Here is a 19,805-nt window from a genome sequence, read left to right on the forward strand (position 1 = left end):
AGGCGCCGTGCGCGCGCCGGAATGGCTCTCGGTACGCTGGAACGGATGTGTGGAGCCACCGGTGAGGTGCGACTCGACGGCCGCGTCCCAGATGTAGCGGCGGTAGCAGCGATGGCTGAGGTCATGGCGCCGCGAGGGCCGGACGGGGCGGGTGCCTGGTCACAGGGACGGGTTGCCCTTGGTCATCGTCGCCTCAGAATCATCGATCTGACCGAGCACGGCGCCCAACCTATGGTCGATTCCGACCTCGGCCTGGCGCTTGCCTGGAACGGCTGCATCTACAACTACAAGGAGCTCCGCCGCGAGCTCGAGGGCCACGGCTACCGCTTCTTTTCCCACAGCGACACCGAGGTGCTGCTCAAGGCCTACCACCGCTGGGGCGACGACTTCGTCAGCCGTCTGATGGGGATGTTCGCGTTCGCCATCGTCGAACGAGACAGCGGCCGGGTGTTGTTAGGTCGCGACCGGCTCGGTATCAAGCCCCTGTACCTGACCGAAGACAGTCACCGGATCCGCTTCGCGTCGACGTTGCCGGCCTTGCTTGCCGGGGGTGGCGTAGACACCAGGATCGACCCCGTCGCGCTGCACCACTACATGACGTTTCACTCCGTCGTGCCCGCACCGCTGACCATCCTGCGTGGAGTTCGCAAGGTCCCGCCCGGGTCGCTCGTTGCCATCGAGCCCGACGGTAAACGCACCACCACCACGTACTGGACACCGGAATTCACAAGGAGCGCAGACCGCGCGCACTGGTCCGAACGCGACTGGGAGGACGCCGTGCTGTCCTCCCTGCGCGTTGCGGTCAAGCGCCGCCTCGTCGCTGACGTGCCGGTCGGCTGCCTGCTGTCCGGCGGTGTCGACTCCAGCCTGATCGTCGGGCTGCTCGCCGAAGCCGGGCAGCACGGCCTGTCCACCTTTTCCATCGGCTTCGAATCCGCAGGCGGCGTCGCGGGCGACGAATTCCGCTGGTCGGACATCATCGCCGAACGTTTCGGCACCGACCATCATCAGATCCGCATCGAGACGGACCGCATGCTGCCCGCGCTCGACGGGGCGATCGCCGCGATGAGCGAGCCCATGGTCAGCCACGACTGCGTCGCCTTCTACCTGCTCAGCCAGGAAGTGTCGCGTCATGTCAAGGTCGTCCAGTCGGGTCAGGGCGCCGACGAGGTGTTCGCCGGCTATCACTGGTACCCGCCGATGCGGTCGCCCGCCGCGGCCACCCTGGAGGGTGCGGTCGCGCAATATCGCGGCGCCTTCTTCGATCGCGACGCGGAAGGCGTTGCGGCGCTTCTCGGGCCGGGCAACGCGGCCCCGGGCGATCCCAGCGTGCGCTTCGTCACCGAGCATTTCGCGCAGGCCAATGCTGACACCGGCGTCGACCGTGCGCTCCGGCTCGACACGACCGTGATGTTGGTGGACGACCCGGTCAAGCGAGTGGACAACATGACGATGGCCTGGGGGTTGGAGGGCCGGGTTCCCTTCCTCGACCATGAGCTGGTCGAGCTCGCGGCGACCTGCCCCCCGGAGTTGAAGATCGCTCAAGGCGGCAAAGGAGTCCTCAAAGAGGCCGCGCGGCGGGTAATCCCGTCGGAAGTCATCGATCGGCCCAAGGGTTATTTCCCGGTGCCCGCCCTGACTCACTTGGAAGGCCCGTACCTCGATTTGGTTCGCAATGCACTCTATTCACCGGAGGCCAAAGAACGCGGGCTGTTCGACACCGACGCGGTCGATGCGCTCCTGGCCGACCCCAACGGCAAGCTGACCCCACTGCGCGGCAATGAACTCTGGCAGATCGCATTGCTCGAACTCTGGTTGCAGCGCCACGGTGTGACGGGATCAGCGGCGTGACCGCCATCGAACCGTCCGAGGAGAATCCCGAGGCGATCACACTCAGCCTGCACGACGCGTCGCCGGACCACCTGGCGAAGGCCATGGCCGAGGACGTCGAGCTCGAATTGGGCTGGGGGCGGCTGATTTTCGGTCAGACTTTCGTCGACGCGGGCAAGCTGACCGAGACGTTGCGACGGGAAGCGCCCGGGCGGCGGGACATCTGCATCTATGCCCACGAGTCCCACGTGGTGGTCGCCGGATCCCCGAGCGAGCTCTTTATCGACCCCAGCCACACCTATCGGCTGCGCTTCGGCGAATCCGATCAGCAAGACTTGACACCCTCACCGCTCGGCGTGACCGTACGGACGCTGAACGACCCGGACGATGCCGACGCGATGAACCGCGTATTCGTGCGCTGCGGAATGGTTCCCGCGCCGGTCGAAACGATCTGGGACAACCACCAACACGTGGAGGCGGTGACATATCTACTCGCGGTGCGCGACAACGACGGCGCGGTGGTGGGCACCGTCACCGGGGTCGACCACGAGTTGCTGTTCAAAGATCCGGAGCGAGGATCCAGCCTGTGGACACTGGCCGTCGACCCTGCCGCGGCACTTCCCGGAATAGGTGAAGCCCTGACCCGGGCTTTGGCCGAGCACTTCCGCAGGAAGGGGCGCGCCTATCTGGATCTGTCGGTGGCGCACGACAATGCCGGCGCCATTGCCCTTTACGAGAAGCTGGGCTTTCGACGAGTTCCGGTGCTGGCCATCAAGCGGAAGAACGCGATCAACGAACCTCTGTTCACCCCGCCACCCGAGACTGTCGAAGACCTCAATCCCTACGCCCGGATCATCGCCGACGAGGCGCTGCGCCGCGGCATCTGGGTAGAGGTCCTCGATGCAGAAACCGGCGAGATGCGACTCGCGCACGGCGGCCGCACCGTTATCACCCGCGAATCGCTGTCGGAGTTCACGTCGGCAATCGCGATGTCCCGTTGCGACGACAAGCGTTTGACGCGACGCCTTGTCTCCGAAGTGGGCATCACGGTGCCTCGCGCCCGGCTGGCCACGTTCGACAAGAGCGACTTCGACTTTGTGACCGAAGTTGGGGAGGTCGTCGTCAAGCCGACGCGCGGCGAGCAAGGCAACGGCATCACCGTCGGCATCACTACCGAAGATGGCCCCGATGAGCTCAGCGCAGCATTGAGAAGGGCGCAAGCGGAATACCACGAGGTGCTGATCGAGGAGCGGGTATCGGGCAATGATCTCCGGTTGGTGGTGATCGACGGCCGGGTGATCGCCGCCGCGCTGCGGATGCCGCCCGAAATCATCGGCACGGGTGACCACACCGTGCGGGACTTGATCGCAGCCGAGAGTCGACGGCGATCCGCGGCCACCGGCGGTGAATCTCGGATTCCCCTCGACGAGGTCACCGAGGCGACGGTCGTCGAAGCCGGTTGGACGCTCGACGATGTGCTACCCAAGGGAACGCGACTTCGCGTTCGCCATACCGCCAACCTGCATCAGGGCGGCACGATTCACGATGTCACCGCCCAGGTGAACCCGGAATTGTGCCATGTCGGGGTGGCGGCCGCCGCGGCGATCGGTATCCCGGTGACCGGCATCGACCTCATCGTGCCTGATGTTGCCGGCACGGAATACGCCTTCATCGAAGCCAACGAGCGACCGGGGCTGGCCAACCACGAACCACAGCCCACGGCCGCGGCCTTTCTCGACTACCTCTTTCCCAGTCAGCCGGGCAATCCGCTCGCCTGGACTCCCGAAGAGGCGCAGCACCCGCGCGACTGACCTGTTTGTATTGGCGTGCGCACCAATCGAATTCATCACTGTGACGATTCAGTAGGGTAGTGCTGGCCGGACGTCCCGGGGAAAATCCGCTGAGCCACAACATAATTCGTCACACTGACGAATTGAGATCGATGTCTCCAAGTGAGAAACGGCCAGCGTCGGGGGAGTCGTCGCGCGACTACTACGATATGGCCTCATGGTCGAGCACCTGCCCCCAGTCCGCACTCTGCTTGCCGGCCTGGTGATGGTCGAGTCAGCCCGGTGGCACGAGGGCCGATTGTGGTTCGCTCACTGGGGTGTGGGCGAGGTCGTCGCGGTCGACATGGACGGTACGGCGGAGGTGATGGCCCCGGGTCCGCGCCAGATGGGCTGGTCGATCGATTGGCTGCCCGACGGGCGTCTGATCACGACCGGTCCGTTGGTGACTCGGCACGAACCGAATGGTGCGCTGGCGACACATTGCGAGCGGGGCGGCAACGAGATCGTGATGGACCCGCGCGGCCACATGTATGTCAACGGCTTCGATTTCGACTTCGTCGGCGGCGGCACGCCCGAGCCGGGCTGGATCAACCTGGTCGCGCCCGACGGGACCTACCGTCAGGTCGCGGGTGACATCGAGTTTCCCAACGGCATGGTCGTTACGCCCGACGGCTCCACCCTGGTAATCGCCGAGTCGTTCGCTGGGCGGTTGAGCGCGTTCGATATTCACGAGGACGGTTCATTGTCCGGCCGTCGGGTCTGGGCCGAGGGGCTGGGCCCGGACGGCATCTGCATCGACGCCGAGTCGGCGATCTGGTCCCAGACCGCCGACGTTTTTTCGCATACGGGCGATCCGGACGCTCCCGCCGGCGCGTGCGTCCGGGTGCTCGACGGCGGCGAGATCACCCACCGCGTCGAGACCGAGCTGCCTTGCTTCGCGTGCACCCTTGGCGGTCCCGACGGCCGGCACCTGTTCCTGCTCTGCAACGAATTCGAGGGCGTCGACCAGCTGCAGGCGGTGCAGGCCCGCCGGTCCGCCAAGATATTCGTCACCGAGGCGCCTGTCCCGAGGGCAGGCTGAGATTCACGGTATCGCCAATAGGCCTGCGGGCCAGGGCATTTCGTCACCGTGACGTATTGCTGGTGGTGCGGCAGGAGCGGGGACGGGTGGCCGACTGGCGGCTCCACGGATTGCCGACACCTACAAGGCGTCGCGTAACGTCCGAACCATCCACGCTACTGTGAGAATTCCCTCGGCACCGCGCGTGCCCGCGACGGGTCCGGGGCAGGGTTGCACTGAACCGGCGTATCCGATCAACCAGGGATGCGAGTTCTTTCAACCAAATGCACCTGGGCGTCCTTTTACCGATAAGCGACATTATGTCAAGTCAGCCGGAGACTGTGGCCGCCGAGCCAGATCCCCCGACTACGTGGAAACGAGTGTTCGCGAAGATGCTCATGCGCGATCGCATCGCGTATCAGACCCACGATGCAGTTTGATGAATGCCTGATTCGGGCTACAGCCCGGACGGTACGACCTTGCCGTTCACCGTCACCTCGACCTGGCCGGTCTTCGGGTTGTACTCGATCTTGCCGTGCTCGAAGTTCGAGACGACCAGATCGCCGACGGCGTTCGCGTCGCTGGTGGGCAAGCCCAGCGGACCTGCCGAACCGTTAGTGCCGGTGACCGCTGGCACGCCGTTAGGGTCGCGTGGGACATTCCAGGCCTCCCGGATCTTGCCCACGGTGATGTATGCGGGCGTGCCGGCCGCGCCGTTCTTGGCGGTGATCGCGCCGCCCTGGAACTGCTGGAACACCACGCCGCTGTCCCGTGTTCCGGCGTTGCGGTCACCCGTTAGCGGCTTGCCGAGAGCCTTCTTCTGATCCTCGGTTGCCGACGAGTACTTGGCAGCGATCGGGCCGGTCAGCGTCACCTGGACGTCGCTCTCCCCGATCAGCTTCACCTCGGTGGGCGGCGCCGGGGTTTTAGACGTGGACGTGGCGTTCGCCCCGACCTGAGACGGTGGCGACGCGTCGACGCCCTGGCCAGTGCTGCAGCCGACGATGATCAGCGCGACGGCGGCCAGGCCGACGACTGCCGGGTGGCGGTATGCGATCGTTGTCATGGGCTTCCTCCCCGTCTTCCGTGGTGTGGGTCAAGTTGCGGCTGACCTTCCCGTCCGGCCCCGGACCACAACCGAACCACTTGAGTGGCGCAGGCGGCCGCGGTCGTCGTAGCTCCGAACGACCTTACGACGCGGACATAGCCGGCGCGGCATAGCACCTGAGCAGGGATCGCCGGTGCTCGATGAAATCCACCATGGGCTCGGTCGGGCTCGCTCCGCGACATCGCATCGATGGTTTGAAGTTCCGAGCTTTGGATAGACCTCACCTGTGAATCGGCTGCCGCCTTTTCGACAGCCGGCACCTCACGAAGGGAGCCCGACGTGGCGTTCTCACACATTGCATCGAAAACAATGGCAGCAACGGCTGCACTGGCGGCGGCCGGAATCCTCGCGGCGACGCCGGCATTCGCGGATCCGCAAGTGCTGCAATTCGGCCAGATGGCAGAGCTTTCCAGTAATGGTGGCACCATCGACTACACCGTGAGCAACCTGCAGCCCAGCGGCCACAACGACGGCATCTGGTACTCCGACGTCACGGCCACAGGTGTAAGCGGTAACGCAACTCCGAACATTGCCGACTTCAATGCTCGGGCCGTCAACAGTTCAACGTTCGCGGTGATGAAGGGCAACCAGACCGACGGCCTTCCTGAGGGGCCACTCCCCTTAGGAACCCCTGTTAAGGGGCGCATTTACTTCGACGTTCGCAACGGTACGAACCCCGACAGTGTCGTGTACCGGGACGCCGGAGGCACTGACAAGGTCGTCTGGAAAGGCTAGCAACTCGGCGCGCGCGTGGCTTTTTCAGCCAACTAGTTGCATGCCCACGCCACGATCCGCCCCCCGCCGAGCCGGTTTATCGCGTCGTCTTCTGCCATCCGGCGGGCCCAGCCTAATCCCCCTTGGTAGTGCGAGCCGTCAGTGGCGAGCGCGCCGCAGCGGATGAAAGTGCTAAGGATTTCGCAATTTTGGGCCCCGCACTTCGCCAGCGCGGCCTGGCCAGCCTGGGCTCGAGTGCGCTGGTCCCAAGCAACGCCAATTTTGTCGGCAGGGGCATAAGCGATTGCACCGTAACGGACGCTAGGCGAAGCGGGCACATCGGCAGTCGCGACGCCATGAGCGCTTGTCGGCAAACTCACGGTCAACGCGGCCCAAGCCGTCAGGGCGGCGACTGCATGCGCGGCTCCCCGCCGAAGCTTCGCAGTCAGGACATGGTTCATTTGCGCCTCACTTGCGCATGAGGGCCGCCAAATTTGGGCGCGCCCATTGACGTCGGTCAGCGATCACCGGCCATGCGTGCCAACGGCACAAAGGCCTGACGCTGAGCCCTCAGCGACGAGTGAGGCAAAGCCGAGTCAACAGATGCTGACCGGCAAGAACACGGGCGGGCGCCCACGGAGGCCCGCGCCCAGTCGGAACCATCACGGTGCCCAGCAGACCGGCGACTGTCAGAGCCGCCACCACCACACCCAACGCGACTAACGCCGTCGCCGCCCGTTGCGGCAGCACCGCGCCGGCGAACTCCTCCGGATGATGCGAATGCGTCGATCCATCCACCACATGCGCCTGATCAACATTGGCCGCAAACTCAGCACTCAGCGACGACAGCAACGGATGCGAAGGATGAAAAACATGGTGGTGCGCCGACAGCAACCTCCCGTGAGCACCCACAGCCGCAAGCGCCCACACGACGGCCCCCACCGCAACCACCGACACCAGCCATCGCCACTTGCCCCTGTTGGCGTGCTTCACCAGCCCGCCCGAGGGCCCGTCGGACGCGAGATACCGGACCGTCATGGGAGCACTGTATACCCCTAACCCGTATCAGGTAAGGACTGCCCCACCGGGTGTGTCGGCCACGACCTGCTCGCTGTTCGGCGATGACCGAATTATCGGAGTCGTTCCGCTTCGGCGCCTCCCCGCGTTAGTCTTTGCCGATGATCGCGGGCGAGAAGGCGCCTGACTTCACTCTGCACGATCACACCGGTCAGCCTCGGACACTGGCGGCGCTCCTTTCCGACGGCCCGGTGGTGCTGTTCTTCTTCCCATTAGCGTCTTCACCGATCTGTACAGCACAGGCCTGTCATTTTCGGGACCTGAGCAACGAATTCGCCCGGGTGGGCGCCCAGCGGGTGGGCATCAGCACCGACACCGTCGACAAGCAGGCCCACTTCGCCCAGCAGCGCTCGTTCGACTATCCGCTGCTCTCTGACGCGGACGGTGTGGTGTCCGAGCTGTTCGGGGTGCGTCGGGGCAGGCTGGCCAAGCTGCGTAGATCCGTCGTGGCGCGTGAGGCGTCCCGGCGTGGCCGGCACAGTCGGCGCCGCGGCCTGCTGGCCCGGCTGCTGCCGGTCAGGCGGACGACATTCGTCATCGACACCGACCGCACCGTACTGAAGGTCGTTTCCAACGAGTTGCGCGCTTCGGTGCACGCGGACCAGGCGTTGTGGTTCTTGGAGCATCACAACGTGTCGCATGGTTCGTCACACGTCCGGGAGGAACACACCGACGCCTATCAGCAGTCGGAGGGTAACGGCGAACCGATCGGCGACTGGCTCACCGAACCGCAAACCGCGGACGAGCCGAGCCCGGTCCGGCCATACGCGCTGACGGCGGGACGTACCGACTCGGGTGTCGACCTGCCGCTCGAGGCGCGGATCGAAGTGCTCAACACCGCAGGGAAGCCGCCGCGCTGGCCGAGAAATGATGTCCGGGGCCAGATCCTGGCATGGTGCGTGGACACCCCCTCGGTCGCGGAGATCGCCGCTCATCTGGCCTTGCCGCTCGGCGCGACGCGGTTCCTGGTCGGCGACCTGGTGACAAAGGGCTATTTGCGGGTGCACGCGCCCCTCGGCGACTCGATGACAATCGACGAACGACGTGAACTGATAAAAAGGACGCTGCGCGGCCTACGGGCACGCCACTCGGCTTGACGCAGCGTCCTCGGGCAGGATCGGCCCGTCCCCTCGCCTGGCAACAGGTACGAGCAATGCTCGGATCAAGCGGTGCCTATGACCCACGTTCGATCACTGACACCGAACCATGGTTCAGGTCGCTGGTGACGTAAGCGAAGTGTGTGTTTGGGTCGACGGCGATGGCGAGCGGATTGTTCCCGACGGGAAGGATTCCCGTGACGGTGCGTTTGGCGGTGTCGATCACCGACACGGACGCACCGCTGTAGTTGGCCACGTACGCGGTCTTCGTGGGTGGGTCCACCGCCACACCGGCGGGGCGTTGTCCGACGGGCACACTCGCCGTGACGGTGAGACTGTTGGTGTCGACGAAGGACACCGACGCGTCGTCGCCGCTGGCGATATAGGCGGTGTGCGATTCGGTATCGATTGCGATACCGGCCGGGCGGCCGCGAAGCGCGACGGAACCGATGACGGTTCGGTTCGTCGTATCGATAACCGTCACTGTCGGATCGGCAGTCGTGACAAACAAGCGGTGCGCGGTCCGATCGATGGCTACCCGGCTTGGTCCTTTTCCGGTGGGCACCGTGGCAGTCACGGCATGCGTCGTCGTGTCGATGACCGACACCGACGCGCCATCACCATTGGTGGCATAGACGATTCGGGCATCCGGGTCGACCGCCACTCCACCGGGATGGGTACCGACACCTACCGAGGCGATGACCTTATTGCTCGCGATGTCGATGACCGATACGGAGGAGTCGTCGTAGTTGGTGACGTAGATGGTCTTGGTCGACGGATCCACCGCCAGGCCGACGGGGTGTCGTCCTACCGCGGTGGTGGCTGTGACTGTGCGGCTGGCGGTATCGACGGCCGAGACGGAGTTGGAACCGGTGTTCGCGATGTAGGCGGTGTGTCGGGCGGCGTCGACCGCGATGCCGAAGGCGCCGTTGCCGACCCGGATTGAGCCGGCGATCGTAGGTGGACCAATCGGCGGTGCCGTGACCGTCGCGCTCGGTGCCGAAGGCGGCATGGCGGCCGCCGGGGACGCAGTCGTCCGTGTAGTTGCAGTCGTGGATGTGTGCGTGCGCAGCAGGTATACGCTCGCGCCCACCACCAAGGCCACGATCACCGCAACCACCGCGGCGACCACCCATGGCCGTTTGGCGCGTTTGAGGTTTCCCTCGACGAACTGGAATGTGTTGCGGGGCAATGGTTGCTGCACGTGCTCCGTAGGCTCACCGACCGTGGGTGACTGAACGGTCGGGTCGGGTAAGCGCATCGGCATGGTGATCGCGTCACGAGCGGCGCGTGCCATTTCCACCGGGGTGGCGTAGCGCTTGTCAGGGTCCTTGGCCATACCCGTAGCGATGACCGCATCGAACCCCGGTGGCGCGCCGGAGTCGGACGGTCGCGGCGGCGGGGCCGACAGATGCCCTGCTACTTGTTGCTCGATGCTGTCACCCGGAAATGGGGCGCCTCCCGTCAAGCACTCATAGAGCACGCACGCCAGCGCGTAGATGTCGGAGCGTGCGTCGGCCTGACCGACACCGAAACGCTCCGGTGCCATGTAGCGCAGCGTGCCCATCACCACGTCCGTCCCCGTCAGACCGGTCTCGCCCACAGCGCGCGCGATCCCGAAGTCGATCAGGTACGCAAAATCGTTGTCGTCGAGCAAGATGTTGGAGGGCTTGATATCGCGATGCACCAATCCGATCTTGTGCGCGGCATACACGGCGTGCGCGAGCTGCTCGACGATGTGCACGGCGCGTGCGGGCGGCATCGAACCGGAGGCCAGCACGGTTGCCAGGTCGCGACCCTCGATCAGCCGCATGTCGACAAACAGCCGGCCCTCGATCTCGCCGTAGGTGTGAATCGGCACCACGTGAGGGTCGTTTAGCCGTGCCGCCGCGTGGGCCTCGCGCCGGAATCGCTGTTGAAAAGTCCTGTCCGCAGCAAAATGCGCTGGGAGCACTTTGAGCGCGACGATCCGATCGGTGACGGTGTCATAGGCCCGCCAGACCTCGCCCATGCCGCCGCGGCCAAGCAGGTTGATTAGTCGGTACTGGCCGAACGGGGTCCCTTCCACCGAAACCTCCCGACAGCAGCAAGCCAGCAACACCATAGTCCACCGCCGACGCAGTTTGGGGAAACCTTTGCAACAGGCGATTCCGGACGGCGCGGCTCACCGACCCCGGCGGGCACCCCTCCCGTTTGCCTGCTCCAGCGCCGCCGCGACGACGGGCTTGGCCCAGGCCGGTGTCGAGGTCAAGTCGGGCGGCCCGACGATCTGGCCGCGCTGCACGTGCAGCACCAAGACCGGCCGCGGTGCCTGCCCTCTCGCGGGGTCGGCGGTCGCGGAGTTGTCATACACCCGTAGCTCGGTCAGCACAGGCAGCAATGTCACGAGATTGATCAGGCTGTGGCGGCAGCGGCGTCGGATGTCGGCTTCGGGAATGTCATGCCCGCCGCCGCGGACCCGTTGCCGGACTCGCGCGATGTGGGCGTCGTCGGTGTCGAGCCCGACGTAGAAGACGTGGATTTCGATGCCACGCTTGGCGGCGTCGGCCAGCAGCCGCGGCATGGTGTTGCCGCCGAGTGTGGTCTCGAACGTGAAATCGAGGCCTTCGTCAATCGCCCGCTCCAGCAGCTTTCGGCCCTGGTCCCAGGCCGCCGCGTTCGCCTCGGTCTGGCCCAATCCGGGGTTGGCCGCCATGATCTCGCGCGCGGCCTCGTCGGGGTTGTAGTACTCACCGCCCTTGTCGCGGATCGTCGCGCCGATGATGCTGCTCTTGCCGGCGCCGTTGACGCCCGCCAGCACGTGGATCTGCGGCGGCGTGGTTGTTTTGCGAACCATGGCTCGCTTTGGATCACCGTCGCTGTGCCGCGCGTGCCGCCTTCACCGCCGCGGCGCCCAATTCCTCCGGCGTGGCGTCGAAGGCCGCGGCGACCCCGGCTTTGGCTTTCGGTGTCTGCATGGTGGCAAGCAGCTTGTCGAAGCGCTCGCTGAGGTCGTCGAGTGCAGGTGTGACCGGCGCGGTCAGCGCCTCGAATTCGGCAAACGACACCAACACCGCCCTGGGCGTGTCGTGCTTAGTGATGACCACCGCCCCACTGAGTGCGGCCTCCTCAAAGACCGTGCCGAACTCGTTTTTAAGACGGCTGGCCGTCACCTTCGGCACATCGACCAGCTTGCCGTCGCGGTTGCGGAACGAGACGGTAGACATGGCGCTCCCCTCGCTGGTTGCCGGTACCCGCACAGTTTAGCTATTTTGTCCATTTTGTGCGAATGGCGCTCGGTAGCGGTACTCCCCGGTTTAGCCGTTCGACGTTGCCCGGGTGGACGCGCGCCAGCGCTTACGCGGCTCGATTGCGTGCCCTTCACGATGTTGGTGCGCCCACCACAACCGCAAGGTTTGTGCGTCGATCGGTGCAGTCGGCTCGTCAAAGGGCGACGGTGCGCTGTACATGCGGCCGTTCCTGCTCAATTGTAGACGTATCCGTTCACTATTGGAATGCAGCTTACCCGCATCGCCGAAGGAACGCTAGCGGCTACTAAAAGATTGTCTACAGGCACGCGGCGCCTAGCCGGCGGGCGGTACCGCTGGCGGACGGCAGATGTTGGCGGTCGGATCCCACCACCAGCCGTTGTCGCACGCCAACGGTTGTGGCCCCACCCCAAGCGGGCGGCACACATTCGCCGTGGGGTCCCACCACTGGCCCGGATCGCATGCCAAGGGTTGCGGCCCGACACCCAGCGGCCGGCATACGTCGCCCGTCGGATCCCACCACTGTCCGGGCTCGCATTGCTGAGGTATCGGCCCTCCTGCGGGCCGACACACCTCGGCCTTCGGGTCCCACACATCGCCGTTGCCGCAGTCGGCCGAGCTCACGGCCGGAGTCGCGATCGTTACGGTGGCCATCGTTGCCCACGCAACCATGACGACGGAAACCAGATGGCGAATGAACGTCCTCATTGCGGGCCTCCCCCTAGCCGTATGCATTATCGAACCCGCCCCGGCCGGACAGGTCAAGCACCGGTTTGCCCCGGCTACCGTGAATTCTGTGACCACTCCTACCGAACATCCGGCTGACGAAGCTGACATTCGACAGCGGATCGACACGCTCGCCGGCGCGATTCGGACCCGGGATCTCGAGGCCGTGATGTCGGCTTACACGACAGATGTCGTGTCGTTCGACATCGAGCCGCCCCTCCGACACGTGGGGACGGAAGCAAAACGGAAGAACTGGGAGCGCGTATTCGCGGCCTACGAGCATCCGGATTACGAGATTCGCGACCTGACGATCACCGTGCGCGGCGACGTCGCATTCGCGCACAGCCTCAATCGGCTCAGCGGCACCCTGAAGGGCGGAAGCACGACCGCCGGCTTCTGGGTTCGAGCGACGATGTGCTTCCAGAAGGTCAACGGCCGCTGGCTCGTCGTACACGACCACGCGTCGGCACGCCTGGATCCGGCAACCGGTGCGGCGCTGCTGAATCTGGAGCCCTGACCGCGCGGTTCGCGCCCTCCCTTCGGGAGATTGGCAGTATTTGGCAGTTCGCGGGGTGGCCCCGGCAGCCGCTGTCGGGCTTCGATTGTGGGTGGGTCGGCACCGATGCACGAGGAGGAACAACCGACATGGCAGAGCTGGCGCTTCGGCAGGGCACGATCGAGTATCAGGAGTTCGGACCGCAGGATTCTCCGCATGCACCGGTGCTGTTCGTCCACGGCATCCTGGTCGACGGGCGACTGTGGCGCGAGGTCGCTGAAGGCCTGGCGCGCCGTGGTTTCCGTTGCGTCGTGCCGACGTTGCCGCTCGGTTCGCACAACATCCCGGTCAGAGATGCCACCGCGCTCTCACTGCACGGTGTCGCGGAGATGGTCAACGACGCCATCGTCGCCCTCGACCTTTCCGACGTGACGCTGGTCGGCAGCGACACCGGTGGCGGGATATGCCAACTGGTTGTCGACGCTCATCCGGACCGGATTGGACGTCTGGTGCTCACCAACTGCGACGCCTTCGACAAGTGCCCGCCCTTCCCGTTTGACCTCGTGTTCGCGTTGCTTCGCGGCCCCATCTCGATCAGAACGCTATTCGGACAGATGCGGCTGCGGGCGCTGCGCGATTCGCCGCTCGGCTATGGCCTGCTGATCAACCATCCCCAGCCCGACGTCACCGCGGCCTGGCTGAGACCCTGCCTGAAGGACGCACGCATCTGCCGCGACCTGGCGGCCCTTCTGCGTCAGGTCGCGGTCACCGATCTGACGGACGTGGCAACCCGGCTCCCCCGCTTCACCAAGCCGGTCACGCTCGTATGGGGACAGCGAGACCGCTGCTTCACCCCGGGCTTGGGTCGGCGCTTGGCGAAGCAGTTCAGCGACGCGAAGCTGATCGAGGTGCCCGACGCGAAAACCTTTGTCTCCCTTGACCAGCCGGACACGGTCATCGACGCGATAACGGATATCGCCGCCCGCAGGCCCGGGGCTGGGCGTCAGGTGTGAACGAGTAGCACAGTTACGCCACGGCTATCGGTGTCGTCCTCGCGGCTCTGCAGCGCCACCATCGCCACCATATGGAGGGATGCCGAAGAAGCTTGGGCAGGATCGCGAGAGGGTCGAAGTAGGTGACGCGTTCGATCGCCTTGCCATCGAGCAGCAGCAGTCGGTTCACGTTGGGCCATTCGATGACGGAACTCGCGATGCGGGCGCGCAGCCGGAACTCGATGAACAAGAGGTCGCCCGCTCCGCACCAGCGATCAACGTGCGCGCGCAGGTCAGGAAGGCAGCACCAGATGCGTTGGAAGTCCGCTTGCGCAGCCTGGATCCCGACCATGGGAGCCGCGAGAGGCTGCAGCAAGACAACATCCGGGTGAAGGAGTTCCGGCAGGCGTTGTGGTGATGGGTTGCTCCAGAAGTCGGCAAATCTGGCGACGAACTCTTCTGGATCCGAGTGTGTGTTCACTTCGTCAACGATGCGTGTTGGTGCCCTGCCATTTCGACCCACGGCGCTGCCAACGACTGCCAAATTACTGCGACGACGACGGGGTGAGCTCCACGTGTATCGTGCGACCGAACTTGGACCGCATGAGACGGTGCGTCAGCGGCACCACCAGGCCATGCAGGACGGGATATTTTTGCCGCAGCAGGCGTCCAACGTTGCGATACTCAGCACCTTCCAGGATGCGGGCAGTGCCGGGTTGCGCGGATCCCGTCGGCTTGCCCGACGCTGTCGCCGGGCCGAACTCGACGCTCGGGTTGCGCCGAATCCGGCGAACTTTGATCGCCCGCTCGAAGCTGCGGAAGTAGGCGCGCTCGCCGTCGACCACGATGCTCACCGGGCTCGAGCCGGGCGTGCCGTCCTTGCGAAACGTGATGAGCCGGATCGTCTTCTGCCGCACGAATCGCGCCAACGCCGGAGTGGTGGCGGCGCCAACGGCACCCAGAACGTAGCCGAGTTGACGCCACCGCAGCGCGAATGCCGCCACCAACAACACCGACACAACGCCGAGCGCCCACGCTTGGGCCGGCGAACCGCCCAGGTCGAGGTCCATCACGTGGTTCACAGTGTGCAGGGTGTTGGCCACAAGGAATCCCGCGATCGTCGTGGCCAGGGCGTCCGCCCAGATCAGCGCGAGCAGGAGCCCCACCCCCAGGCCTATCTGGAACGCGCCGAGATCGTGCAGGAAGTGCCTGTGCACATCAAAGCCGACGGCCTTCGCGAATGACGTCGGACCGATGAGGCACCAGATCCCGATCCCAACGGTGATCGCGCCGACCAGAGCCGTCACCGCGACCAGGTATACCCGCGCCAGGCTGCTCAACCGATTCATCACGCCCCCTCGTCCACATTGCTTGTTTGTCTTCAATCGCTAGACGTAGTAGCGCGCCGACATGTGACAGCACGACCGAAGATCTACGGACGATCTAGCGATGAATTCCTAGCGCGCCACCGGTCATACCTTTGAGACCCACAGATCACAGCAAAGGTTGATTCCATGCCTAACGCAATACCGCCAATTGTTGATCACCAGACGTGGCGCGCCGCCCTCGACGAACTGCGCAAGCGCGAGAAGGCCGCTACCCGAGAACTGGACGCGATCGCCGCCCAGCGACGCCGGCTGCCGATGGTCGAGCTGCCCGACTACACGCTGATCGGCGCCGACGGCCCGATCCGGCTGGTCGATGTGTTCGATGGCCGCTCACAGCTCATCACCTACCACCACATGTGGACGGACGGCGCGGAGTGGCAATGCGGCGGGTGCACGGGCTTCACGTCGCAGTTCACCCGGCTGGAGTTCCTCGACAGCTACGACGCCCGCTTCGTCATCGTCACCAACGGACCTATCGACGAGGCGCTCGCCTACAAGCGGAAGGTCGGCAACCGGATGGAGTGGTACTCGTCGTCGGAGAGTTCGTTCGGCGCCGACATGGACGCACCGCCGGGCGGCGGCTTCGCCGTCAACGTGTTCCTGCGCGACGGTGACAGCGTGTATCGCACGTGGCATACGAACGGGCGGGGTACCGAGCAGCTCAGCCATAGCTTCGCGCTGATCGACATACTTCCGTGGGGCCGTCAGGAGGAATGGCTCGATTCGCCTGAAGGTTGGCCGTCGCGCCCCACATACTCGGGTTGGCTCGACTCCCCCGATATCGCCCGCGCCTACGGACCCAGTGACAAGTAGGGACAACGCATGACCATGACCACCGAACGCTACGTCGTCACCCGCACGATCGGCGCGAGCCCGGCAGCGATTTTCGCCGTCCTCGCCGACCCCTCCCGCCACTGCGCCACCGAGCCCACCGATTGGGTCCGCGACGCCGTGGACACCACCCCGATCACCGGCGCGGGCCAGATGTTCGCGATGAACATGTTTCTGACTCGGGCCGGCGGTGACTACGTCACGTACAACCTGGTCAATGTCTTCGACCAGGATCGCGCCATTGGGTGGATGCCGGGCGTGCTCGACGACGCCGGCAATCACTCGCCCGGGGGCTGGTTCTGGCGCTACGACCTCGCTCCGAACGGGGACGGCACCGACGTCACGCTCACCTATGACTGGAGCGGCACGCCGCAGTCGTTCCGCGACCGGGTCGGCACGATGCCATTGTTCGGTGAGGACTATCTTGCCGATTCGCTGGCGTCACTGGAGCGATCCGTCGCGGGCTAACGGCTATCTTTGCCCGGTGCGGCGGTCCCCCTCTGTCGGGCACGGCGTGCGTTGTCCCTTCCCGCCCTGACGATCTCCTTGGCCGTTGCGATAAGCCGATCGGGCCTATCCCGCAGCGAGCGCGCCGCGGCCAGCGCAATCATGCCCGGCGTGAACACCTGCGACGGGCGGACGTCGTGGTTCAGCACACCGAAAAGCCTTTGGGTGGCAACGGGATCGGCTCCGAGATCCTTCATCAAGCGCGTGTTGAAGGGTGTCGAAGCGCCGGCCCGGCCGAAATCTCTTGCAAACCAATGCATCTCGTAAGCATCCGCGTCGCGCCAGCGACCCCAACGCTGCATGGCATCGTCGGGGCTCGAGTTGCCCATGCCGTCCTCGATGGAATCGGCTAGCCGCTCGGCCTGGCGGAATGCGTCGCTGATGCCTTGCCCCGGCGCCGGATCCTTGAAGTGCCCCGCGTCGCCCACGAGGACCCATCCGGGTCCGGCGGCCTCCCTGAAGTAGCCGTGCCAGTTCGTTAGCACCCGGATCGGACCCACACGTCGCCCGTCTCCGATTACATCGGCAAGCTCAGGCCAGGCTCGCAGACCGGCAGCGAAGTTGGCGTCTCGATTGGCATGGAACTCGGCTTGTTTCGGCATATCGATCGCGATCGCGGCCATGTAAAGATCGCCGTCGGTGGGGCCGGCCAAGAACCCCAGGTCTCCCCGGCGGCCGAGCCGCGCGTGCCCTTCCCGGTCGCGCACATGCTCGAAGTAGGCCCAGGCGAACATCTTTCCCGCCGATGCGATGTGATATTCGCGGGATCCGACCAGCGAGGCGATCGTCGAGTGACGGCCGTCGGCGCCGACCACCAGCCGGCCTTCGATGGGGCCCGCGGCGGTGTCTACCCCGATAACGCGCCCGTCTTCGGTGATGATGTTCGTGACGCGCAGCCCCGTGCGAACATCGGCGCCCGCCGCGGCCGCAGCGTCGACGAGCAAGGCGTCCAGCGTCACCCGCCGAACGCACAGGCTCGGGTGAGTGGAGATCGCGGGATCGACGGTCGCCTCGATTCGAACGGCGTCGTCGATCACCATGGTCATGCGATCGAGCGGTACCGCGCCGGCGGCCATGACCGCTTCGAGCACGCCGAGCTGATCCAGCACCCGTGTGCCGGAGGGCTGCATGATGTGGGTCGACGGGGTCTCCGACGGAAACCGGGCGCGGTCAACCAGACAGACACTCAAACCCCGTCGCGCAAGCATTGCCGCCAGCGGCGATCCGGCGCACCGCGCGCCGACTACGACCACATCGAATCGCGTCATACCGCTCCTTCGGTTTGTCGAAGAGCTATTGCCAGGGACACTACCGAAAGATTAAGAGAAGAGTAAGAACTTCTTAGATAACTTTCAGATATCCGCCCGCCGACGCAGGTCGCCGCGGAATTCGTCGTCGGCCAGCAAATCCGGCGTTAGGCTCCTCGGTGGCACGGTCACATCGCGCATCGGGAGCCCGCCATGAAGTCAGACGCGCAGGAACCGGAACTAGACCCACGCCGGCTACGCGAATTCACCGCATTCGACAACTTTTCGGATCACGAACTGGAGCGTCTCATGCAAGCGGCGCACCACACTTCGCGATCGGTGCCGTGGCCGCTGATTCGTGAGCAGACGCCGTCGGACGCGTGCTACATCCTGCTCAGCGGAGAGGCGGGCGTGTATGTCGGCGACGACCGCATCGCCGTCCTGGGGCCGGGCGAGGTGATCGGCGAATCCGCGCTGCGCCGTGGGAAATTGCGTTCCGCGACAGTGACGACGACGGGGCCGGCCGAAGTGCTGCGTATCGAACGCGACGATCTGTCCCGCTTGCTCAACGAAATACCCGCGCTGCGCGAAACCATGGACGCGACCGCCGCGCAACACGTCCCCGTCACGCCGCCGCCGAAGCCGAAACCGGCGCGCTCCAAGGTAAACGCCTCGATCCCGACGGAATTGGTCGAGCGCTTCGAGCGCGCCGCAGACCATGCCGGTGTGGACGTCGCGGGCGCGCTGGAGGCGGCGCTCTCCGAATGGATCGAACGACACGGCACATAAGGTGCCGGATTACTGCGGGTGGGATGCCAGGTAGTCCCCCACCGGAATCGGTGATGTCGCCGCGTACCCGATGGGCAGCAACACGTCGCCCGCGTTCGTGTAGCAGTAGACGTCCCACCGGTAATAGCCGGCGAACGCAGCGGGATCGGCGGCGATCAGCGTCGCGTATTGATCGACCGCGCGCACGTATTCGTTCGCGTGGTTGTACCGGTAGATGGCGTGATCACGGTCGTTGCCAAAGCCATTCGCGGCGAGGTAGCGGCCCGCCGCCATGATGCTGTCGTGGGGCGACCCGATGTCGCCGCCCGCCCCGTAGGTCGCGAACGTCGCGGGCAGGAACTGCATGGGCCCTTGCGCGCCGGCGGTGCTCGCGCCGACGATGCTGCCGAAGCGGGTCTCGATGAAGTTGATGGCGGCCAAATAGTTCCAGCCGACGCCGGTTTCCGACTCCGCCTGGTGGTAGTAGCCCAGCAACTGGTCGGCGGGAGCCGGCGGCTCGACGCGCCACGCGGGAAGCGTGTCTCGCACCGGTGTCATCGCGGTGAGCTGCCGCCGGGCGTCGACATTGCGGTCGTAGACGTCCAGCAATGACGACGGGATGCGCGGCCGCGTCGTCGCATCCCATTCGGGGTGGCGCGCGATGGCGCGATAGGCCGCCTGCTGGCGATGCGCCGCCGCCACCAGCGCCGCCTCCCCCGTCGATGGATCACGCAGCGCGTTTTCGTCGGCGACGAGGTCGTCGGCCAGTTGCGCGGGGTCGGACGCCAGGTGCGGCTGCGCGCCGTCGGGCGTGCTCGGCGCGTCGGCCAGCATGGTGATCGAGGCGAGCCCGATGGCCACCGGTGCGGGATGCGCAAACCCTGCGAGCGCGACCACGATCGCACCCACGCCCACGACTGCGGCTG

General features: G+C 65.5%; 20 protein-coding genes and 2 pseudogenes. 11 read left to right on the plus strand and 11 right to left on the minus strand.

Annotation, left to right across the window (positions count from 1 at the left end; translation table 11 throughout):
* The first annotated feature begins 45 nt into the window (after positions 1-45).
* The 3 genes from ACQI5H_RS08580 to ACQI5H_RS08590 all read left to right on the plus strand — a co-directional run bounded on the left by ACQI5H_RS08580 (position 46) and on the right by ACQI5H_RS08590 (position 4,701).
* Complete coding sequence (locus ACQI5H_RS08580) at positions 46-1,851, plus strand: N-acetylglutaminylglutamine amidotransferase (RefSeq protein WP_427078968.1); 1,806 nt, start codon at positions 46-48, stop codon at positions 1,849-1,851.
* Positions 1,848-3,641 (plus strand): N-acetylglutaminylglutamine synthetase, encoded by a 1,794-nt coding sequence (ngg, locus tag ACQI5H_RS08585; protein ID WP_427078969.1) that lies wholly within the window; start codon positions 1,848-1,850, stop codon positions 3,639-3,641. The genes ACQI5H_RS08580 and ngg overlap by 4 nt, the downstream gene beginning before the upstream one ends.
* 196 nt (positions 3,642-3,837) lie before the next feature.
* A complete protein-coding gene (locus tag ACQI5H_RS08590; protein ID WP_427078970.1) occupies positions 3,838-4,701 on the plus strand; it encodes an SMP-30/gluconolactonase/LRE family protein in 864 nt (287 codons plus the stop codon).
* Positions 4,702-5,137: 436 nt separating this feature from the next.
* On the opposite strand, the gene ACQI5H_RS08595 is transcribed toward ACQI5H_RS08590, so the two are convergent.
* On the minus strand, positions 5,138-5,746 hold the full coding sequence (locus tag ACQI5H_RS08595; protein WP_427078971.1) for an LGFP repeat-containing protein: 609 nt from the start codon (positions 5,744-5,746) through the stop codon (positions 5,138-5,140).
* 321 nt (positions 5,747-6,067) lie between these two features.
* Between ACQI5H_RS08595 and ACQI5H_RS08600 the strand changes: the two genes are divergently transcribed.
* Positions 6,068-6,523, plus strand: coding sequence for a DUF1942 domain-containing protein (locus tag ACQI5H_RS08600; RefSeq protein ID WP_427078972.1), 456 nt, complete (start codon positions 6,068-6,070; stop codon positions 6,521-6,523).
* 32 nt (positions 6,524-6,555) lie between these two features.
* On the opposite strand, the gene ACQI5H_RS08605 is transcribed toward ACQI5H_RS08600, so the two are convergent.
* Together ACQI5H_RS08605 and ACQI5H_RS08610 are read right to left on the minus strand one after the other, a co-directional pair.
* Complete coding sequence (locus tag ACQI5H_RS08605; RefSeq protein WP_427078973.1) at positions 6,556-6,963, minus strand: DUF4189 domain-containing protein; 408 nt, start codon at positions 6,961-6,963, stop codon at positions 6,556-6,558.
* Between the two features lie 109 nt (positions 6,964-7,072).
* Positions 7,073-7,540, minus strand: a complete 468-nt coding sequence (locus ACQI5H_RS08610; RefSeq protein ID WP_427078974.1) for a hypothetical protein — start codon at positions 7,538-7,540, stop codon at positions 7,073-7,075.
* A gap of 140 nt (positions 7,541-7,680) precedes the next feature.
* Here ACQI5H_RS08610 and ACQI5H_RS08615 point away from each other — a divergent pair.
* Together ACQI5H_RS08615 and ACQI5H_RS08620 are read left to right on the plus strand one after the other, a co-directional pair.
* A pseudogene (locus ACQI5H_RS08615) lies at positions 7,681-8,199 on the plus strand (peroxiredoxin); the annotation flags it as partial.
* A gap of 135 nt (positions 8,200-8,334) precedes the next feature.
* A pseudogene (locus ACQI5H_RS08620) lies at positions 8,335-8,676 on the plus strand (DUF742 domain-containing protein); the annotation flags it as partial.
* 76 nt (positions 8,677-8,752) lie between these two features.
* Here ACQI5H_RS08620 and ACQI5H_RS08625 read toward each other — a convergent pair.
* The 4 genes from ACQI5H_RS08625 to ACQI5H_RS08640 all read right to left on the minus strand — a co-directional run bounded on the left by ACQI5H_RS08625 (position 8,753) and on the right by ACQI5H_RS08640 (position 12,497).
* Positions 8,753-10,744 carry a protein kinase domain-containing protein gene (locus tag ACQI5H_RS08625; RefSeq protein WP_427078975.1) on the minus strand — a complete coding sequence of 664 codons (1,992 nt, stop codon included), beginning with the start codon at positions 10,742-10,744 and terminating at the stop codon, positions 8,753-8,755.
* A 96-nt stretch (positions 10,745-10,840) separates the two neighbouring features.
* Entirely contained in the window at positions 10,841-11,512 is a 672-nt protein-coding gene (locus ACQI5H_RS08630; RefSeq protein ID WP_427078976.1) for a zeta toxin family protein, read from the minus strand.
* 13 nt (positions 11,513-11,525) lie between these two features.
* Positions 11,526-11,882, minus strand: a complete 357-nt coding sequence (locus ACQI5H_RS08635) for a type II toxin-antitoxin system Phd/YefM family antitoxin (RefSeq protein ID WP_427078977.1) — start codon at positions 11,880-11,882, stop codon at positions 11,526-11,528.
* 357 nt (positions 11,883-12,239) lie between these two features.
* On the minus strand, positions 12,240-12,497 hold the full coding sequence (locus ACQI5H_RS08640; protein WP_427079120.1) for a hypothetical protein: 258 nt from the start codon (positions 12,495-12,497) through the stop codon (positions 12,240-12,242).
* Positions 12,498-12,720: 223 nt separating this feature from the next.
* Here ACQI5H_RS08640 and ACQI5H_RS08645 point away from each other — a divergent pair, with 223 nt between their 5' ends.
* Together ACQI5H_RS08645 and ACQI5H_RS08650 are read left to right on the plus strand one after the other, a co-directional pair.
* A complete protein-coding gene (locus ACQI5H_RS08645; RefSeq protein WP_427078978.1) occupies positions 12,721-13,167 on the plus strand; it encodes a YybH family protein in 447 nt (148 codons plus the stop codon).
* A 128-nt stretch (positions 13,168-13,295) separates the two neighbouring features.
* A complete protein-coding gene (locus ACQI5H_RS08650) occupies positions 13,296-14,159 on the plus strand; it encodes an alpha/beta fold hydrolase (protein WP_427078979.1) in 864 nt (287 codons plus the stop codon).
* Positions 14,160-14,172: 13 nt separating this feature from the next.
* Here ACQI5H_RS08650 and ACQI5H_RS08655 read toward each other — a convergent pair whose 3' ends face one another.
* Together ACQI5H_RS08655 and ACQI5H_RS08660 are read right to left on the minus strand one after the other, a co-directional pair.
* Positions 14,173-14,619 carry a nuclear transport factor 2 family protein gene (locus ACQI5H_RS08655; protein ID WP_427078980.1) on the minus strand — a complete coding sequence of 149 codons (447 nt, stop codon included), beginning with the start codon at positions 14,617-14,619 and terminating at the stop codon, positions 14,173-14,175.
* A 64-nt stretch (positions 14,620-14,683) separates the two neighbouring features.
* Positions 14,684-15,490 (minus strand): PPOX class F420-dependent oxidoreductase, encoded by an 807-nt coding sequence (locus ACQI5H_RS08660; protein ID WP_427078981.1) that lies wholly within the window; start codon positions 15,488-15,490, stop codon positions 14,684-14,686.
* A 162-nt stretch (positions 15,491-15,652) separates the two neighbouring features.
* Here ACQI5H_RS08660 and ACQI5H_RS08665 point away from each other — a divergent pair, with 162 nt between their 5' ends.
* A complete protein-coding gene (locus ACQI5H_RS08665; protein ID WP_427078982.1) occupies positions 15,653-16,339 on the plus strand; it encodes a DUF899 domain-containing protein in 687 nt (228 codons plus the stop codon).
* Between the two features lie 9 nt (positions 16,340-16,348).
* A complete protein-coding gene (locus ACQI5H_RS08670) occupies positions 16,349-16,825 on the plus strand; it encodes an SRPBCC family protein (protein ID WP_427078983.1) in 477 nt (158 codons plus the stop codon).
* Here ACQI5H_RS08670 and ACQI5H_RS08675 read toward each other — a convergent pair.
* Complete coding sequence (locus tag ACQI5H_RS08675; RefSeq protein WP_427078984.1) at positions 16,822-18,132, minus strand: FAD-dependent oxidoreductase; 1,311 nt, start codon at positions 18,130-18,132, stop codon at positions 16,822-16,824. The genes ACQI5H_RS08670 and ACQI5H_RS08675 overlap by 4 nt on opposite strands.
* Before the next feature lie 192 nt (positions 18,133-18,324).
* On the opposite strand from ACQI5H_RS08675, the gene ACQI5H_RS08680 reads away from it, so the two are divergent.
* Entirely contained in the window at positions 18,325-18,900 is a 576-nt protein-coding gene (locus ACQI5H_RS08680) for a cyclic nucleotide-binding domain-containing protein (protein ID WP_427078985.1), read from the plus strand.
* A 9-nt stretch (positions 18,901-18,909) separates the two neighbouring features.
* Here ACQI5H_RS08680 and ACQI5H_RS08685 read toward each other — a convergent pair whose 3' ends face one another.
* Entirely contained in the window at positions 18,910-19,713 is an 804-nt protein-coding gene (locus tag ACQI5H_RS08685; protein WP_427079121.1) for a transglycosylase SLT domain-containing protein, read from the minus strand.
* Positions 19,714-19,805 lie beyond the last annotated feature (92 nt).

The sequence above is a fragment of the Mycobacterium heidelbergense genome (assembly GCF_050205645.1).
Taxonomy (GTDB): Bacteria; Actinomycetota; Actinomycetes; order Mycobacteriales; family Mycobacteriaceae; genus Mycobacterium; species Mycobacterium heidelbergense_A.

Bases quoted from the DNA above. Each gene is read 5' to 3' on its own strand.
- ACQI5H_RS08580 (WP_427078968.1), top strand. From the start codon at position 46: ATGTGTGGAGCCACCGGTGAGGTGCGACTCGACGGCCGCGTCCCAGAT.
- ACQI5H_RS08590 (WP_427078970.1), top strand. From the start codon at position 3,838: ATGGTCGAGCACCTGCCCCCAGTCCGCACTCTGCTTGCCGGCCTGGTG.
- ACQI5H_RS08595 (WP_427078971.1), bottom strand. From the start codon at position 5,746: ATGACAACGATCGCATACCGCCACCCGGCAGTCGTCGGCCTGGCCGCC.
- ACQI5H_RS08605 (WP_427078973.1), bottom strand. From the start codon at position 6,963: ATGAACCATGTCCTGACTGCGAAGCTTCGGCGGGGAGCCGCGCATGCA.
- ACQI5H_RS08610 (WP_427078974.1), bottom strand. From the start codon at position 7,540: ATGACGGTCCGGTATCTCGCGTCCGACGGGCCCTCGGGCGGGCTGGTG.
- ACQI5H_RS08630 (WP_427078976.1), bottom strand. From the start codon at position 11,512: ATGGTTCGCAAAACAACCACGCCGCCGCAGATCCACGTGCTGGCGGGC.
- ACQI5H_RS08635 (WP_427078977.1), bottom strand. From the start codon at position 11,882: ATGTCTACCGTCTCGTTCCGCAACCGCGACGGCAAGCTGGTCGATGTG.
- ACQI5H_RS08650 (WP_427078979.1), top strand. From the start codon at position 13,296: ATGGCAGAGCTGGCGCTTCGGCAGGGCACGATCGAGTATCAGGAGTTC.
- ACQI5H_RS08665 (WP_427078982.1), top strand. From the start codon at position 15,653: ATGCCTAACGCAATACCGCCAATTGTTGATCACCAGACGTGGCGCGCC.
- ACQI5H_RS08670 (WP_427078983.1), top strand. From the start codon at position 16,349: ATGACCATGACCACCGAACGCTACGTCGTCACCCGCACGATCGGCGCG.
- ACQI5H_RS08675 (WP_427078984.1), bottom strand. From the start codon at position 18,132: ATGACGCGATTCGATGTGGTCGTAGTCGGCGCGCGGTGCGCCGGATCG.
- ACQI5H_RS08680 (WP_427078985.1), top strand. From the start codon at position 18,325: ATGAAGTCAGACGCGCAGGAACCGGAACTAGACCCACGCCGGCTACGC.
- ACQI5H_RS08685 (WP_427079121.1), bottom strand. From the start codon at position 19,713: ATGCTGGCCGACGCGCCGAGCACGCCCGACGGCGCGCAGCCGCACCTG.